This window comes from Treponema sp. R8-4-B8 (assembly GCF_054786175.1).
Genome location: NZ_BDHE01000003.1, coordinates 1 through 16,950, shown reverse-complemented (window position 1 = coordinate 16,950; position 16,950 = coordinate 1). Strand labels below are relative to the sequence as shown.

General features: G+C 42.0%; 11 protein-coding genes. All 11 read right to left on the bottom strand.

The annotated features are described in order from the left end of the window. Window positions 1–2 precede the first annotated feature (2 nt). The 11 genes from ACYVRA_RS00940 to ACYVRA_RS00890 all read right to left on the bottom strand — a co-directional run bounded on the left by ACYVRA_RS00940 (window position 3) and on the right by ACYVRA_RS00890 (window position 16,425). Entirely contained in the window at window positions 3–875 is an 873-nt protein-coding gene (locus ACYVRA_RS00940) for a carbohydrate ABC transporter permease (RefSeq protein ID WP_461250872.1), read from the bottom strand. Window position 876: 1 nt separating this feature from the next. Next, entirely contained in the window at window positions 877–1,809 is a 933-nt protein-coding gene (locus ACYVRA_RS00935) for a carbohydrate ABC transporter permease (RefSeq protein ID WP_461250871.1), read from the bottom strand. Between the two features lie 8 nt (window positions 1,810–1,817). Beyond that, complete coding sequence (locus ACYVRA_RS00930; protein WP_461250870.1) at window positions 1,818–4,709, bottom strand: extracellular solute-binding protein; 2,892 nt, start codon at window positions 4,707–4,709, stop codon at window positions 1,818–1,820. 31 nt (window positions 4,710–4,740) lie between these two features. Then, a complete protein-coding gene (locus ACYVRA_RS00925; protein ID WP_461250869.1) occupies window positions 4,741–5,991 on the bottom strand; it encodes a glycoside hydrolase family 5 protein in 1,251 nt (416 codons plus the stop codon). A gap of 153 nt (window positions 5,992–6,144) precedes the next feature. Next, window positions 6,145–7,260, bottom strand: a complete 1,116-nt coding sequence (locus ACYVRA_RS00920; protein ID WP_461250868.1) for a CIA30 family protein — start codon at window positions 7,258–7,260, stop codon at window positions 6,145–6,147. A 105-nt stretch (window positions 7,261–7,365) separates the two neighbouring features. Then, on the bottom strand, window positions 7,366–8,478 hold the full coding sequence (locus tag ACYVRA_RS00915; RefSeq protein ID WP_461250867.1) for a CIA30 family protein: 1,113 nt from the start codon (window positions 8,476–8,478) through the stop codon (window positions 7,366–7,368). A 144-nt stretch (window positions 8,479–8,622) separates the two neighbouring features. Continuing rightward, window positions 8,623–9,951: a 3-phosphoshikimate 1-carboxyvinyltransferase gene (gene aroA / locus ACYVRA_RS00910; protein WP_461250866.1), complete on the bottom strand. Its 1,329-nt coding sequence runs from the start codon at window positions 9,949–9,951 to the stop codon at window positions 8,623–8,625. Between the two features lie 8 nt (window positions 9,952–9,959). Further along, a complete protein-coding gene (locus ACYVRA_RS00905) occupies window positions 9,960–12,449 on the bottom strand; it encodes a methyl-accepting chemotaxis protein (RefSeq protein ID WP_461250865.1) in 2,490 nt (829 codons plus the stop codon). A 91-nt stretch (window positions 12,450–12,540) separates the two neighbouring features. Continuing rightward, window positions 12,541–12,885 (bottom strand): hypothetical protein, encoded by a 345-nt coding sequence (locus ACYVRA_RS00900; protein WP_461250864.1) that lies wholly within the window; start codon window positions 12,883–12,885, stop codon window positions 12,541–12,543. Window positions 12,886–13,073: 188 nt separating this feature from the next. Further along, window positions 13,074–15,191 carry a methyl-accepting chemotaxis protein gene (locus tag ACYVRA_RS00895; RefSeq protein ID WP_461250863.1) on the bottom strand — a complete coding sequence of 706 codons (2,118 nt, stop codon included), beginning with the start codon at window positions 15,189–15,191 and terminating at the stop codon, window positions 13,074–13,076. A 646-nt stretch (window positions 15,192–15,837) separates the two neighbouring features. Next, window positions 15,838–16,425 carry a hypothetical protein gene (locus ACYVRA_RS00890; RefSeq protein ID WP_461250862.1) on the bottom strand — a complete coding sequence of 196 codons (588 nt, stop codon included), beginning with the start codon at window positions 16,423–16,425 and terminating at the stop codon, window positions 15,838–15,840. Window positions 16,426–16,950 lie beyond the last annotated feature (525 nt).

Here is a 16,950-nt window from a genome sequence, read left to right as displayed (position 1 = left end):
TATTATTCCTTTATTCCTGAGCTTGCCATTGTTTGTAGGACGTTGCTTTGGGCAAAGATAAACATTACTAATGGGACAATCATTATAAAGAGCGTTACTGCGGCTCCTACGCCGGCGCGGGCGATGCCGCCTGTGATAATCTGGCCAAGCGCGTATGGCAGCGTTTTTAATTGTTCCGAATAAATAAAGTTGGACGCTCTCGCGTTCCAAAGGTTTTGAACGGAAAAGATCATTACGGTAAGCCACGCCGGCTTAATCATTGGCAGAATTATCCATATAAAGATTCTAAATTCTTTCGCGCCGTCTACCTTTGCCGCTTCCAATAGCGTATCCGGTATGGTGTCAATGAACTGCTTTAACAGGAAGAATCCCATAGGCATCGCAAACGCGGGAACAATTACGGAAAGGTAAGTGTCTACCCAGCCAAGACGCGCCATAACAAGGTAGTTGGGAATCGCGGTTACATAGCCTGAGAACATAAGGGTTATGATTACGCCGTTAAAGAAAATTTTGGAACCGGGGAATTTGTATTTTGAAACGACAAACGCGCCCATAGAAGCTACAATAATTAAGCCGACGGTTCCGACAACCGTAATGAATACCGTATTAAAAATGTAACGTGAAAATGTAACCCATGATTTGCTCATAAGAATAAACATATCCTGAAAATTATTTAATGTCGGACGTTTGACAAAAAGAGTGGGCGGAAAACGGAAGATTTCATTTAACGGTTTAAACGCGTTGTTAATCGCAAAAACTAGCGGATACGCGAAGAAAAGCCCAAAAAGAGTGAGGATTGTAATAATAAACGCGTCGCCGCCGAATGAACGGTTAAGTCTTCTGCCGCCGACTAATTTTTTGGGCTTTTTTACCATGTTAAGTCCCCACCCGTTTAAGCATTTTTTGAATAATCGTATTAATTACAATCATTGTAAAAAACAGTATTGTTGCAATGGCGGAAGCATAACCCATTTCAAAACGCACTGAACCGTAATCAACAAGATGGTTGACTACGGTATGCACGGCATAATCCGTGCTTGGAGAGCCGGCAAGCGCGACTGTAACATCCGCTACCCCGAATGATTGCGTAATAGCCATGACCGCGCCAAACATCAACATTCCCTTCATGTTCGGCAAAGTAATGTACCACAACTCCTGCCAGCGGTTGGAAATTCCGTCTACAAGACCAGCTTCGTAAAGAGTCGGATCAATCGTGGAAAGACCGGCAAGGAACGCGAGGAAGCCCGCGCCCAAACTCATCCATAGGATAACTATAAGCATTACGGGCATCATATAACGCGGATCGGTCAGCCAAAATATCGGCTGGTCAATAATACCTATGTTCATTAAAATGCCGTTTATGTAACCGTAAGCGTCGCCTGAAAATATCAATGTCCAGATCATGTAAACAGCTCCGGAGATTGACGGCGCATAGAAAATTAAAGTTACAAAGGCGCGAATATAGCGAGGCAATTCGTTAATAAACCACGCGAACAGAAAAGCTGCGATATAGCCGATTGGCCCCGTTATCGCAGCCATAATAAACGTGTTTTTAAGCGAAATTAAAAACACATCGTCACCTAACAGCAGGTTGATATAATTACGCAGACCGATAAACTTTGGCGGTTCAAGAATGTTATAATACGTAAAACTGAAAAATATCGATATTATGACGGGAGCGACAAAGAAAAGAAGGAATACAATCGCATAGGGAGCCAGAAAAATATAACAGACTTTATTCTTGCCTATTTCTTTTATGAGTCTTTTATTCTTCTCTTTTATTTTGTTTAAATATCTTGAAAGATTCATCCTTCCCCCTATTCCAAACCAAATTCTTTTCGTTTTTTAATTAACTCATCGTTAATTGTAAGCGTGTAATCCAACAAGGTTTCCCGCGTATCCTGCCCTTCATTTAAAATTTTACGCACCGCGTTTGTAATATGGCGGCTAATGAAGTATCCGCCGGGAACCTCAGGCACTCCCACAGTCCACTTGCGCTGTTCGTCAAGAACCGCCATTTGTTCCGAGCCCCAGGAAAGCCGCCTAAAAGCGGCATAATTCGCTGTGGGATAACGCGCGGCGGCGCCCATGATGCTTTCAAGCTCGCGTCCGTACCTAAGCTGAGTATCCGCGCTGATCCACCATTTCATAAATTTCCATGCCGCTTCTTTGTTTTTCGACCCGGAAAAAATCATGGAAGCGAGAGTTCCCGTTGAAACGGAGCGGTTTATTACTCCATTTTCCCTGGGCAGGCCGGGCATTCTGGAAAAACCCCATAGGCCGCGGAGTTCAGGCGCGAATACTTCAAGGGTATTAAAATTTGTATAATCCGCAAACGCGAGCGGCATTTCGCCAGTACGGAAACGGTTTACAAAATCGTAAACAACGGGCGTTTTATAGTGGGTGAAAAATTTTGTGTAAACGTCAAAAGCTTCTATGGCTATTTCATTGTCCAAAAGAGTCCGCGAGTTGTCTTCATTGTACATGCGTCCGTCGCGCTGGAATAGGTGCGCTAGGAAGTTTGAAAAGTCGATATTGGCCTGAATGCTTGTCGCGACGGAAGGAACGCCAACATTCATATTGTTTTTTTGAATAACGGGCAGGATATTAATTAATTCATCCCATGTATCGGGGATTGGAAGCTTTAATTCTTCAAAAATATCCTTCCTGTAAAACATTACGTGAAAATACTGCGTTTCCGGCAAACCGTATACGCCGCCTTGAAATGTAAAAGGAACAATCACGCTTGTGCTTAAATCCTTTACCGCCTCATCAAAATCCGGAAACTTTGAAATATCTACCGCCGCACTGCGAATGGCATAATTGACAGGATCGCCCTGCGGAACGGTAAGAGCCATATCAGGCCCCGTACCCGCTACAACGGCAGGCATAACCGCGTCCGCGGCTACAAGTTTTACGTTTACTTTTATCCCGGTTAACGGAGTAAAAGTATCGTCTATCATTGATTTTAAAATTGTACTTTGATCGCGCCCGGCTAGAATCCAAACATTGATAACATCGGCGCTCTTACGGTGAAAATCGCCAAGGTTATTGTAATCAACAAAGAACGACGCGACAAATGAGCGTATTTCATGCGAAGCGGCGACAAAGAAATTTTCTTGTATCTTAGGCAATTTCGCGCCAGAGGCGCTGATTGTAATGTAATCAATATCAAGCTGTGATTGGGAAAGGGCGAGCAAACTGTCGCCAAGAGAGCTAATATTTGTTTTAAAATTGACAAGCGTTCTTGGAATTTTGTCAGGCCTTCTAACAAAAAGTTCAAGCTGACGGGCAAGGGTCAACGCTACCGCCGCCTGAGCGCTTCGCTCTCCTGAATAGTTCGTTAAATCATCCACAAGTTTAAAAAGTATTTTGCTCTCCAGTTCCATCGCCTCAATAACTTCTGGATACACGACATCAACGCGGTAATCGCGGTAAATATCCGGCTCAGGCCCCGTCAATACAAGTATTTTACGGTATATCGCGTTTAGGCGAAAAACGCTTTCTTCCATAACATTAAGCATTTCGCCCATGCCGCCCAGAGTCGCCTGGATACGAATGGTATTAGGGCCAGCTTCCAACGGAAAATAAAAATACCCGTTGTTATCACCTAACGTGATAAGATTCCACTTATTGCTATAAACAAAAGGCACGGCGGAAAGTTCCTGAACGGGAATTTCCCCGTTTATCATAACAGTACGATTTGAAACAAAACCTCTGTTGTAATTTTGCCTGCCCTTAATTGAAATACGGTACATCCCGTCTTCCGGCGCTTCAAATTCCCACTCGATCCACTGACCAGCCACGCGCCAGCTTTGACCGCCAATCATGTTAAGCCTTATCCTTGCCACGCTTGGAGGTTCTGTCGCTCCCGAAGAACGATCATAAATAGGATACAGGGATGGATCGGATCTTCGCGTTGATTTTTCTCCCTGAATCCTCAATAAATAATTACTGCGGCTGTTTTTATATTTATCTAAATTTACGTTAGAAATATAATCACGGTAATTCTGCGTCTTGACAGGGGCTTTTATTGAAAGAGAACGGATCACTACAGGTTCATTTATGCCAGTAAGCCTGATGGTATTTGCGCCTTGCCGCAAATAGAAAGAATAAGGCTCCGCAAAATAACCCAATGAATCCCTAAACCACGCGTTTTCCCAGCGCGGCTTTTCAACCTGGGAAGAACGGATTTCGTTACCCTGATTGTCAAAACGGCTGTTGGAACTGTCGCCCCAGACGCGCTGGAAAGAAAGCCTGTCGGCGCCAAGAAAGGGAATCTCGCCGTTAATTGAAAGAGCGCGTTCTATCGCGATTCCCCTTGACTCAACGGGGAAATATTCCATTTTTATATAATAAAGCCCCGCCTGTTCAACATTGACCGTATACTCAACATAACCTACTTCTTCCGTAAGCAGAACACGCGCTTCATTCTCAAAATTTTCAAGAATAGAAACTCCCTGCGCGGAAGTCCACGCGAAAAGATTGACAGGTATATCACTCTTTCCGGCAGGCGCGTCAATGTAACGTTCCATGTAGCGGGAATATGTATTGGTTCTTCCGGTACTCGCGCCGCTAAGATCAAAGCCGGCATACTTTGCGGAAAAATCCTGTTCTTTCCTTGAAACGGCAAATATAATCAGCGCCACAATAACGATTACAACAGCGGCAGTTATCAAAATTTTAATTTTAGAATTATTTTCACCCATTTTTATAACTGCCTTTATTCATAAAATTTTCCTATTTTACGCTATTAATCATAATATTGATAAGGACGGAACTGTCCGTCGAATTCGGCTGACCCGTCATCCGGTCAAAAAGACCGTATTTTTCCCCATTGCCTCTTATAGCCCCATTGTCCCAGTAAATTGGAACAAGACCGTATTTTTTTGCGGTAACAAATACATGGGTAAAGTAATTTATTCTGCTTTGGCGCGCCTGCGCTTCAACCGCTTTGTCGTCCGGATGCAACTGTAAAACCGCGCCAGTTTCTCCGATAATTACCGGAATCTTATTATCGATAAATTTTCCCTTAAAGGGGGCAAAATCATTTTCTACTCTTTGTTTTTCGCCGTCCGTTCCCCAAGCGGAACGTTTCCCGTCTATGGCAAATTCACTTGGCTCGTAATAATGAAAAGTAACAATCTGCCTGTTAGGCGCGCTGTCAGGCGGCAGCCAAAAATAATTGGCGACGGTGTGTTTAGCTACGGTACAATAACCGGGAATAACCAGATAACGCGATGCGTTATTGGAACCGGTGCCCCTTACAACTTTTGTAAAAAGCCTATTCCATTCGTTTACAATATCATATTGAGGATTCTGTACGCTTTCACTGCCCCAACCCCAGTTGCCGTCATGAATCTCGTTCATTGATTCAAAGATTAGCCAATCGCCGTAATTTTTAAAATACTCCGCTATCTGCTTCCACACCCGTACAAATTTAAATGTTACTTCTTTGTAGCCGTCTTCGCTTGCCATAGCTTTGTTGACAGAAAGCCAGCCATTATCTCTTCCTTTTACGGTTGAGCCGTCGTGGTGTAAATTGATGATCGCTTTAAGACCGGCGTTACGCGCCATATTAACCACTTCTTCTACACGTTCCATATATTTTTCATTAATATGGTAATCAGGCGCGGGACCAATCCATCCCATCCATGTTACGGGGATGCGTACTAAATTAAAACCGGCCTGTTTAACGCCGTTAAGCAGAGCCTGATTTATTTTGGGGTTCCCCCAGGCGGTTTCGCTTGCCCGTCCGCTGACATAGGCGTCAAGACTGTTCCCGACATTCCAACCGACAAGCAGTCCTTCATCACGAAAATAATCGAAGGCTGTTTTATCAGACATCGGCTGTGGAGCGTAATCATTTTTTGTATCTGGAACTTTTGGCTTATATGAAAGATTAACCGCCTCTTTTTGCGAAACAGAAGCCGAATGGCATGATACTGCCAACAGGACAGGGATAAACAAGCATAGCAAAAATTTTTTCATTATTTGTGGCCTTCCATAAAAGCTCTTTAAACCTCACACAAAGGAATTATTTTACATGGAGATAAACGGCGTTTTAATGACGTTTACCGCGTTAGTTCTGACCACTTTAAGTGGTCAGAACAATCCTCTGTGTGAGGTGATATACGTGTTTTATTATTTTTTAGTAAAAACAAATTCGCTAAAAGTTATAGTAAACCCTTTTTGTACACCGGAACCCTTAACGCCTTTTTTGCCAGCGCCTTCCGTTTCCATTCCTATCAAATTTGCTTCAGGTTTTGTGCTTGTCGAGCTTTTATTCACGACAAGCGTTATTTCCGCGGAGAATGGCACGCCAGCTTTAAGCTTCGAGCCGGGAACTATTACTTGCGGGCAAAGTTCAGTATGATAATTTGCCGCCGGAGTATGATCTACTAAGTAAATCCTCATTTCAGCTTCCATATCGCGGCTTGCAGTACAGGTGAATTTTAATGTATAGGTATCTCCTTTATTGATCTTATTTCCATTAAATACGCGAGGATCATTAAAATAGATCATATAGCCGTTCGCGTATTCAAAATTGTCAACAATATTCCATACAACACCAGTTAATTCGCCGCCAACCGGCTTTGCCATCTTCGCCTCAGCCGCCGCCGCGTCTTTTGCAGCTTTGTCATTGGCTGCCTTTTCAGCCTTAGTCAACTCGGGAGTACCGCCTGAATAAAGCTTGACATCCCACAATTTAAATTCAAATGGGCCGGGACTGCCGTTGCGGGTAGTCTGGAACTCAATAAACTGAGCCAGCTCAGTATTAACCTTCGCCCCTATCGATTTCCCCCATGAAGGCTGCATCAGGAATTCTATCGGCACAACGACCTTTATAGGCTGACCTTTTACAGTAGGAAACCTATACTCATAATAAGCATAATCTTTTACGTCTGATGTGGTGATTTTAACGGCATAATCGTCTCCATCGCCCATAATCATAAACGAAAAGCCGGTACACTTTTTGAGTATGTCCAGAGTCGCCGCATCAGGAGTTACTTTAACATTAACAAAGCCATACTCGTATTTATTGGTTATGTTCCCTTTAAAACTGTAGGCAGCCAAATTCTTTTCCTTGCCTTCGGTCATGGTAATGGTGGACGAGCCTCCATTATCCTCATCGCCGTTGACTGTCCATGTCCACTTTAGAGTTTTGTCATAAGTGGTGATTTTTGCCCATGCAACTGAAGTAACCAGCGTCATAAGCGCCATGCAGAGTATCAAAGATACTGTTCTTGATTTTTTCATAAAAACCTCCATAAAGAAATAAATTAATATTAGAATTGTACTTGTCTCAAGATCAATTCTATTATGATAATAATACCCTTATTATCCGCTACCGTCAATAAATATCTATTCCTGCTTAAAAACAAATTCGGTAAAGTTTAATGTTACCGCCTTTTGTTTGCCGGAATTTGCCACTCCTTTTTTGCCTTCACCCTTGGTTAAAAACACTAACGCATTGGCGCTGCCTGACGTGCCGGTCGCCTCTGCTACAGTCTTGAAGGTTATAGTCGCGGAAACTACTTCGCCAGCCTTGGATTTTTTAATCTCCGCCATACCCTCATCACCAAGCCATGAAAGGGATTTCCAGTAACTTGCCGCCGGAGTGGTATCGACCAAACCAACCAGTACAATGTCCTCCAAGTCGCGGCTTGTCGTGTAAGTTATTTTTAAGGTATAGCTCTCGCCCGGTACAATTTTATGCCCATTAAACAAACGCCTGTCGGAGAGTACGCCCTGATAACCGTCGCCATACTGGAAATTGTCATTTAAATTGAGGGCGAAAGCGCCCAGATCGCCGCCAATTCCCTTAGCCGCCGCAGGAGCCGCCGCCTTTGGTTTTGATTTATTGACATCTTTTTCATTAGGAACGCCGCCGCTATACAGTCTTACATCCCAAAGTTTAAATTCAAATGGACCGGGACTGCCGTTGCGGGTGGTCTGGAATTCAATAAATTGAGCGTTGGCAAGATTGACAGATGTCCCTACTGTTTTACCCCAGGAAGGCTGCATAAGGTACTCTACCGGCACTATAATCGTTACAGGCTGGCCTTCTACCGTGTCAAAAGCATACTCATAATACGCGTAATCCGTTACATCAGATGTTGTAATTTTTACCGCATAACGGTCGCCGTCGCCTAAAATCCTGAATGAAAAAGCAGAAATGGTTTTAAGTATGTCCAGGGTTTTTGGATCGGGGTACAGCTTAACATTAACAAAGCCATACTCGTACTTGTTGGTTATGTTGCCCTTAAAACTGTAGGCGGGCATACCTTCCTGAGTGCCCTCGGTCATAGTAATAGTGGATGTTCCGCCATTATCCTTGTCGCCGTTGACTAACCAGTCCCAACTTGTGGCTGTCGAGTCATAGGTAGTAATTTTGCCGCTTGTCGCACAGGCAAAGACAACGACACAAACAGCTACAAAAAGAGCCAAGAGACACAACTTTTTTGTGTTTTTCATAAAAAACCTCCATAAATAAAGAATTAATTTAATATTATTACTGCGCTAAAAACTTTGTCTCAAATGCAATTCTATTATAACAATAATACTCTCATTATCCGCTACCGTCAATAAATATCTATAATAAAGCATGAAATTTTAGAACTAACGAATAACTTTTTCTATAAAACCGGGATATGTTACAGCCGCAGATTCGGCGGTAGTTATTTCGAGAGGATAAGGACTGCCAAGAGCGGCTGCGGCAAAAGACATAACAATTCGATGGTCGCCGTGGCCGTCAATAACAGGATTTTTAATGGGAGACAATGCGCCTTTTCCGTGAATAATTAAGCCATCCGGTAATTCAGTACAGCGTATTCCAAGTTTTGCTAACTCTTTCATCATTACGGCAATGCGGTCTGTTTCTTTGATACGGGCATGGGCGACATTGATAAGTCTAGTGTCTCCGTCCGCAAAAGCGGCAGTAACCGCCGCCGCAGGGAGCAAATCGGGCGTTTTGTTAAGATCGAAAGTTCCGCCGCGAAGGGAACTGTTGCGGGAGACTGTAATAGACTGATTGTTTTCGCCGTTGTCATTATATTGAATATCACAGCCCATTTTACTCAGCATTTCAAAGAAAAATTTGTCTCCCTGAGTGTCCTGCCGGTCAAGACCGAGCAATGTTACAGGGCCTCCGGTAATCGCGGCGGCGGCGGCAGGGAATGCGGCGGATGAAAAATCACCCGGTACTGAGGAAGAAAACGCCTTCCATGAGGAGCCACCGGTAATGGAAAAAAATGAAAAATCCATCTCGGTTGCTAAACCGCTGGTTACTGAACCGCCAGTACTGTAAGGAATACCGTGGGCCTTTAAATAGGAAAGAGTCATCTCAATATACGGTTTTTCGTTAAGAATGGGGACTTCGATTTCGGTGACAGTACCGGCGGGGGCTAACGGAGCGGCAATTAAAATTGCCGATAAGTACTGGCTTGTATGGCACGGTAGGCTCACTTTCCCGCCTTTCCATGGGCCGCTAATCGTTATTGGGGCGCATCCATCATTACTCCTAGAATTAACCCCAAGACCGGCCAACGCGTCAAGAAGGGGGGCAGCGCTGCGTTTTTGGATCTGTTCATCGCCTGTAAACTCAATTGGTTTTTGCTGAAGGCCGGCAACGGCAAGCGCAAGGTAAAGAGTAGTGCCGGAATTGCCCACGTCGATTAAAGTGCGCGGGTCTACCCCGTTTTTAAAACCGTTATTACCCCGTATTTTCCAACTTGTTATTTCATCTCCGTTACGCTGTTCCGCTATTTCCGCGCCGAAAGCCTTGCAGGCGCAGAGACACGAGCGGGTATCCAATGAATCAAGCGGGTATTCTATTACTGATTCGCCGTCCGCAAGAGAGGCTATCAGTAATTGCCTGATGGTGTGGGATTTTGAAGCGGGGATTTTAAAAGTACCGGTAAACCGGCGCGGAGTTATGCAAACATTCATCGTGTGTCTTACGCTTTTTTAAGAATCCTCTCTATCCTGTTTATCAACTCTTCTTTTTTAACCGGCTTCTTAATGTAATCAACCGATCCCATTTCACGCGCTTTTGCCTGATCCTGCGGGTTTTCAGAAGTCGTGTAAATCGCTATAGGCACGTTGTGTAATTTGGTTAAATCACGTATCCTGATGTAAGTATCCCATCCGCCCATTTCAGGCATATTCAAATCCAATAACACCACATTGGGAGTATACCCCTGGAAGAACAAGTTTAAAGCCCCTTTACCGGAATTGACCGTGGTAACGTCATAATTTTTCTCCAGCATGGATTTTGTCAGTGTAAGAACGGTCTCTTCATCATCAATTACGATGACCTTTTTCTTTTCATTGCCCGATTCAACCTTGAATTTTTCTGATTCAACTTTAAGATCATCAAAGTTCCGGCCATTCTCGGTACTCATTTCATCTACAAGGGTTACGGCGGATTTTATTTCCTGCATGGCGCCGTTCACTATTTGGTTCATGCCATTTACCACGCTATTGCTGATATTAATGAAATCGTCCGTTTGTTTATTCAGGCTATCGCCTGATGCCAACATTTCTTCCGACCCTTTTTTAACCGTTACGCTTATTTCTTTCAGGTGTAGCATGGATTCCAGTATTTGCTTTCCTCCCTCTTCCTGTTCTTGCATCGCGTTGCGGATGTTTTGTTCATGTTGCGAAACCGTCTTTACCTCGTCATCAATAACGCCGAAACGGGAAAGAACCTCATTGGCAGATACGGTTATGCTGTCTATGGAAGTTTTTATCTTTTTCAACATCGCCGCGGTTGTCTTTGACTGCTTTGCAGATGATTCGGCAAGTTTGCGAATTTCATCGGCGACTACGGCAAACCCTCTTCCGGCTTCTCCTGCGTGGGCGGCCTCAATTGCCGCATTCATCGAAAGCAGATTTGTCTGGCTTGCGATATTATCCATGACCGCGTTTATCTGCAAAAGCCCCTCGGAGTCCTGCGCAATATCCTTTATCTTTTCCGCTACCGTTTGAAGCCCCGTTTTGCCGTTTTCAGACGCTTCCGTTAAACTGCCGACATTTTTGCTGTTTTCAACCAAAGTTCTGGTTACCGAATTAATGTTAGCTGTCATTTCTTCAACCGCGGAAGATGATGTATTGATATTTTTGGACAGGCTTTCTATCTGGGTATTCAGGCTTACAATGTTATTTTGAATATTTTTTGCCGCCCCACGCGCTTCAGCGGCGCTTTTGTCCTGTTTGGCCGTCATGTTTTTCATTCCTTCAAAATTAGTTGAAATATCGTCAACCGCTTTAGAAGTTTTTGCCATATTTGTGGAAAGCTCATGACCTGTATTGGTAAGCGCGTTGATTTTGTATTTGATTACCCCTACAAGGTTTTTAATTCTATCCATCATAAAGTCAAAGTCATGCGCGAGTACGCCTATTTCGTCCATGTGTTTGAATTCAACCCGACGCGTTAGATCCCCATCTTCCGCTATTTTGTCCAGCGTCAGTACCATGTTATTCAAAGGTTTGAGCGTACCGCTTAGAAATATAAAAGAAATTACTAAAATAGCCATTATGACAGCCATCATCAACAGGAAGAGGATTGTCATATTGCCTTTCAGGGCATCTTTAATGGAAAGTGGTTGAATAGCGACAATATGCCAGTTAAGGGTAGGTACGCTAACCAAAGCCGCCACGCCTTCGGCTACGTTGAAAAATTGAGATTCGTTTATTTTTACCTTTTCAAGAATTTCAGCGCCGGTATTTCCCAGGGCTTTATCCAGCTTTGTTTTATTGGTAACAAGATTAACGTCCTTACTGCCGGTTATTTCCCCTAAATCGTTAAAGAGGTATAAATTCGCGCTGCCTTTATAATTCTGATAAATATTGTTGACAAATTCCGTAAGGTCGATACCTGTTCCCACAAGGCCTATTGGCTTATGCTGCGCGTCAAAAACCGGCGCGTTGATAAACAGCATTGTCTGTTTTAGTTCCGCGTTATAGTTGATGTTAAAATTATATTTTTCCGTTTGGTACAGAGTCATTTTATACCAATAGTTATCGGGGTTTTCGGCGTCAAGCGGAAAATGATTATCCGCGGCAAAATAAAATTCTTTGTCAACATCGCTGCACCAGAAAACCGATTGGCTTTTGAACGACCGACGGTATCCGTCTATCTCTTCAAAGGCAATTCCTTTCAGGTTGGCGTCAGTAGGGTTGAGAAAGTGGCGCTGTATCACAGGGGAAGTCGTCATTTTAATGGCAATGGCGATTTCGCTGTTTACCGATGTTTCCAGTTTGGCTTTTTGAAGTTCCATCTCGTCCCACAGTTCGTACCCGGCAGTGTTATGGAGAGTTTGCCACATTGAAAAAGCAAAAGCTACGCTCCCACCAATAAAAATAACCAAAAAAAGAATTACGGAGAAAATAATATAACGAGTTTTTATTGAGGTTCTGCGTTCCTCAGTTTGTTTTTCTTTCATTTTTTTCCTCTTAACTTGCAAGTATAACACAATTTTATGAAAAGAATCAATATTTGAATTGTCTCATTATATTAAAATATTAACATTCATTCTACTTAACAGGATTATCAAAAAAGTCAGAAATGTCAAAAAATACCTTTTTAATATCAGGTTCTTCTGCTGATAATTTTCTTTTTCCAATGGTAAGAATATCACACGCAACATCAGACCCATTTAATTTAATTTTAATCAATTCCTGTTTTATCCGTTCATAATCCGGATATTTATATTGTATCCATGCATATTCAGCAGTTATTCCAAGATTATGATTATCCGTACAAATTTTAATTATATCCCCTTCCTTGGCAGATTCGAATTCTATTATGCCAATAGGAGTGTTTTCTATTTCAAATTTTCCCCTACTAATTGGCTTTACATTAAAAATATTTTTTCCCATATTAATTCACCTCCGATTTATGCATATATTTTATCATAATTTACTAATCTTAAAGAAAAATTTCTACCACGAACCACACGAAAAACACGAACTTTTAGTCAAAATCTTGTTGTTCGTGTTGGTTCGTGGTAAAATTCAAAGGAATCCAAATTAAGCCAATTGAAGCTACTGTAATGTGTTCCGATTATCTATTCCACCTTGAACCGTGAAACTTCTTTCATCAAGTTGTCAATAGCCGCACGGTTCTTGTTTGACATATCACTGACACTATGTACAGCTATATTAATCTGATCCGCACCCGTTGCCATTTCGCTCATGCCGCTTTCAATTTCCTGCGTTATCTTTTCAAGATTCTGGCTCTCGTGTACTACTTCTTTGCTTCCTTCAAGCATTTCTTCTGAGCCGCTTTTTACCTGCTGTGTATTTTCCTTCAAACCGCCGACGCTTTGCAAGAGTTGTTTACTTCCCTCGCTCTGTTCTTCCATCGAGTTGCGGATATTTTCTTCCTGATCCGAAACGGTTTTAACACTTGTGTCTATCGCATCAAACCTTTTAAGTACGGTATCGGTGGAACTGGTAATTTTTTTTATTGATTCCGTTATCTTTTTCAACACCGTGCCGATTGTTTTGGACTGATTGCTGGAACTTTCCGCAAGTTTGCGGATTTCGGCGGCAACTACGGCAAATCCTTTGCCCGCTTCTCCGGCGTGAGCGGCTTCTATCGCTGCGTTCATCGAAAGCAGATTTGTCTGGCTTGCGATGTTTTCCATTACCGCGTTAATTTCCAATAAGCCTTCTGATTGGCGCGATATTTCCTGAATGTTTGTTGCTACTTCCTGCAATCCGTTGTGCCCCGCTTCGGAGGCTTCCTTGAGGGTCTTAACATTAGCAGTGTTGTTGATCAGCGTGCCGGTAACAGAATTGATGTTGGCGACCATTTCCTCAATGGCGGACGAAGACTGAGAAATATTGCGTCCTTGATTTTCAACATTACCGTTGAGTTTATTGATGTCGGCGACAACTTTTTCCATTGTGGAGTTGGTTACAGTAACGCTGGCGCTCTGGTTTATGACGCGCCCCTTAATGCTCTGAATGTTTGCGGTAATTTCATTTATCGAGGCGGCGGTCTCGGTCATGTTGCTGGAAAGGTCATTGCCTATATTAGACAGATTTGTCACTTCTTTCTTGATGATGCCAATCATGGTTTTGATTTTATCCATTGTTGAGTTAAAGTCTTGGGCAAGTTCGCCGATTTCATTTTTAGCTTTGACATTGATGCTCTGCGTCAGATCGCCTTCGGATATTTTTTTAAGCGCGCCTGTAATAATTGTAATAGGTTTGGTAATGCCGCGGATAACAAATATCATAATAAACAAAAGTACAACTATTAGAATTGAAACAAAGATTATGGCTGATAATTGAACCCTGTTTAACTCCGCGAATACCACGCTTGTCGGTATGGTGGTAACTACTATCCAATTCGGCCCCGGAATTAGCGATGATGAGATTATGTATTTACTGTCCATCGCGTAAAACGTTTCGTTTTTCAATACGCTGTCCTTGTACTGTTCAATGCCCTGATCCTCAAAAAAATTAACTTTCATTACCTTTTCATGGTCTTTGTTGCTGATAAAAAGTCCATCTTTGTTAAGCAGCCAGCTTTCCATTCCTTCAATATGGTTTTTTTCGTTCACAATATCTGTCAGTGAACTAATCGCTATATCCGTACCAATAACGCCCAGATCATTTTTGTTGTTATCGTATATGATGGTGGTAAGGGAAGTTGAGAAGGTTTGGGTTGCCAAAGCCGTGTAGGGATCGGTGTAAATTACATCCCCGGGGCGGGCTTTCGCGTCCTTGAACCACGCTCTTGCCCGTTGATCATACTTATCGGGGGGATTCCAGTGCGGAGAAAAGACAATATAACTTCCCGGCTCAAAAGTGGGTATGTTGTTTCCCATATACATTTGTGTCGCGTTTTTTAGGACGCTCCTATTTCGTAAAAAAAGGGCGGCCAAATCATCCTTTGGAATTGCGCTGTCATCAAGGCTGCGCGCGCCCGATCTTGCATAGAGGGCAGCTATGGCTGATGTTGTATGCTTGAGCGCCTGTTCATAGGCGGCAAAGGTCAGAATCAGATTATTTTGAATGGCTGATGTCTGCTCCTGAATGTAGGTTTCCATCTGTTTGGTAGTCATAGAGCGCATTTGCGATATAAAAATAATTGACACCGATACTGTGCCTGCCAACATTCCCGCCAGAGAAATAACCGTTAAAACCACGTTTAATGATTGTTTTACCTTCATCTTTTGTTACTCCTGTCTAGATATTATGGAACTTAAAAATCCCACTTTTATTCAATTATCCTTTAATTTGTAATTTTTGTCAATAAAAATCATAAAAAAGTACAGGGGTAACGCGCTATGAAGTTTTCTGCGCTGAAGCGAAATCTGAACAGAATCCGTTCTTTTCCGATGCGCCAGGACGGCACGGAAAGACGAATAAACGGCGCACGCTGGGGGATGTCCAAGAAGTAAGAATATAACCACGGAGTTACACGGAGGAAGAGAAGATTTTCGTACAAAAACTCCGTGTACTCCGTGGTTTAAAATTCTTTTTGGACAGCTCCCACATTTGTTGGAAAATGGGGATTTTATTTGCGCTACGCCATGCCGAATCATTCCAAAGACGCACTGCGTGCGCCGTTTTTATGCGGGGGCAAAAAGAATTTCTTACAATTTTATGCTTTTTTTCCTTTATTTTTTTCTTTATTTTATTTTAATACCATTGCAAGAGATATTTCGTGTAACGTTCCGGCTGTATATGACGTTTTTTACGCCCGATAAGGAAAAATGCGAAGCGATTTTATGGGCGCAAAAAATGTGGTGGAGCAAAATACCACAAAGTGGCGAAGCGTTTACCGGCCTCGTTAGGCGAAGTAAAGTCTGGCATTTACAATAATTCTTCACTTTTCATCATTAATAATTTTATGCATACTATTAATGTACCAATTCCATAACCAAGTGGTGCCATATACCATAAATTCTCATTTATTATAACGCCAAAAAACCCAAGTAAACATAAAATGCCATTTAACCTTAATATCCATTTTATATTTATAGATAATTTTAACATAAAACCAGAAAAAATAAATGCCAATCCCATAAATAAACCCCATCCCAAATAATCTATTGCCATTATAAATGAGGGCCATGTTCCTATTTTAAAATATTCAGGAATATTTATTCCATTTTTAATTAATTGTTTTATTACAATTATATTTATCCAATGTATTAAATTAGTAAGAAGCATACATGATGAAACGAAAATAATGGCCAACAATCTATAAATATTATGTTTTATTTTATTATCAACAGGTAGTGAAATTATAAGTAATACCATATATATTCCTGAAAGCATCGTAATAATTTCCATAATATTTATTGTTATATTATTACTGAATAAAATTAATAATACAACTGATATAAAATATAGAAGACAAATTAATAAACCAGTTTTTGCAATATTTTTAGTATTCATATTATTTTCTCCATATAGTTTTATTTATATTTTATTTCCAATTATTTATTTTGTCAATATATATTCATATTCAATATTTACAATAATTTCCCAGACTTTATTACGCTTAACGTTCCGGCAGTAAAAGACGTTTGGGGCAGGTAATAAGGCAATGCGAAGCATTGACCCCTGCCCCAAATGTGGCGGAGAAAAAACGCACAAAGGAGCGTAACCCCGACTAGGGTTTTGCGTAGCCCGAGCCGCCGTAAGGCGGCGTACATTTGTATGCCTACTTTCCTCTCAGTCCTTAACGTGAACCTGTTCATCCCTTTACAGTAGGTTATGTCCGAATATGCGGGATTGTCTATCTTCTCCCTCATCTTTTCAGATAAATTGTCTTCATATTTCTTGTCCACTATATAGAGCTTGTAGAAAAACAATAAATATCGCATAACAAAATAAAAAATTGACATAAGAAGAAAAACCGCGATATAATAAATTTATTATGGCAAGATATAAACATAGCGAAGCGGGAAACGGGCAGGG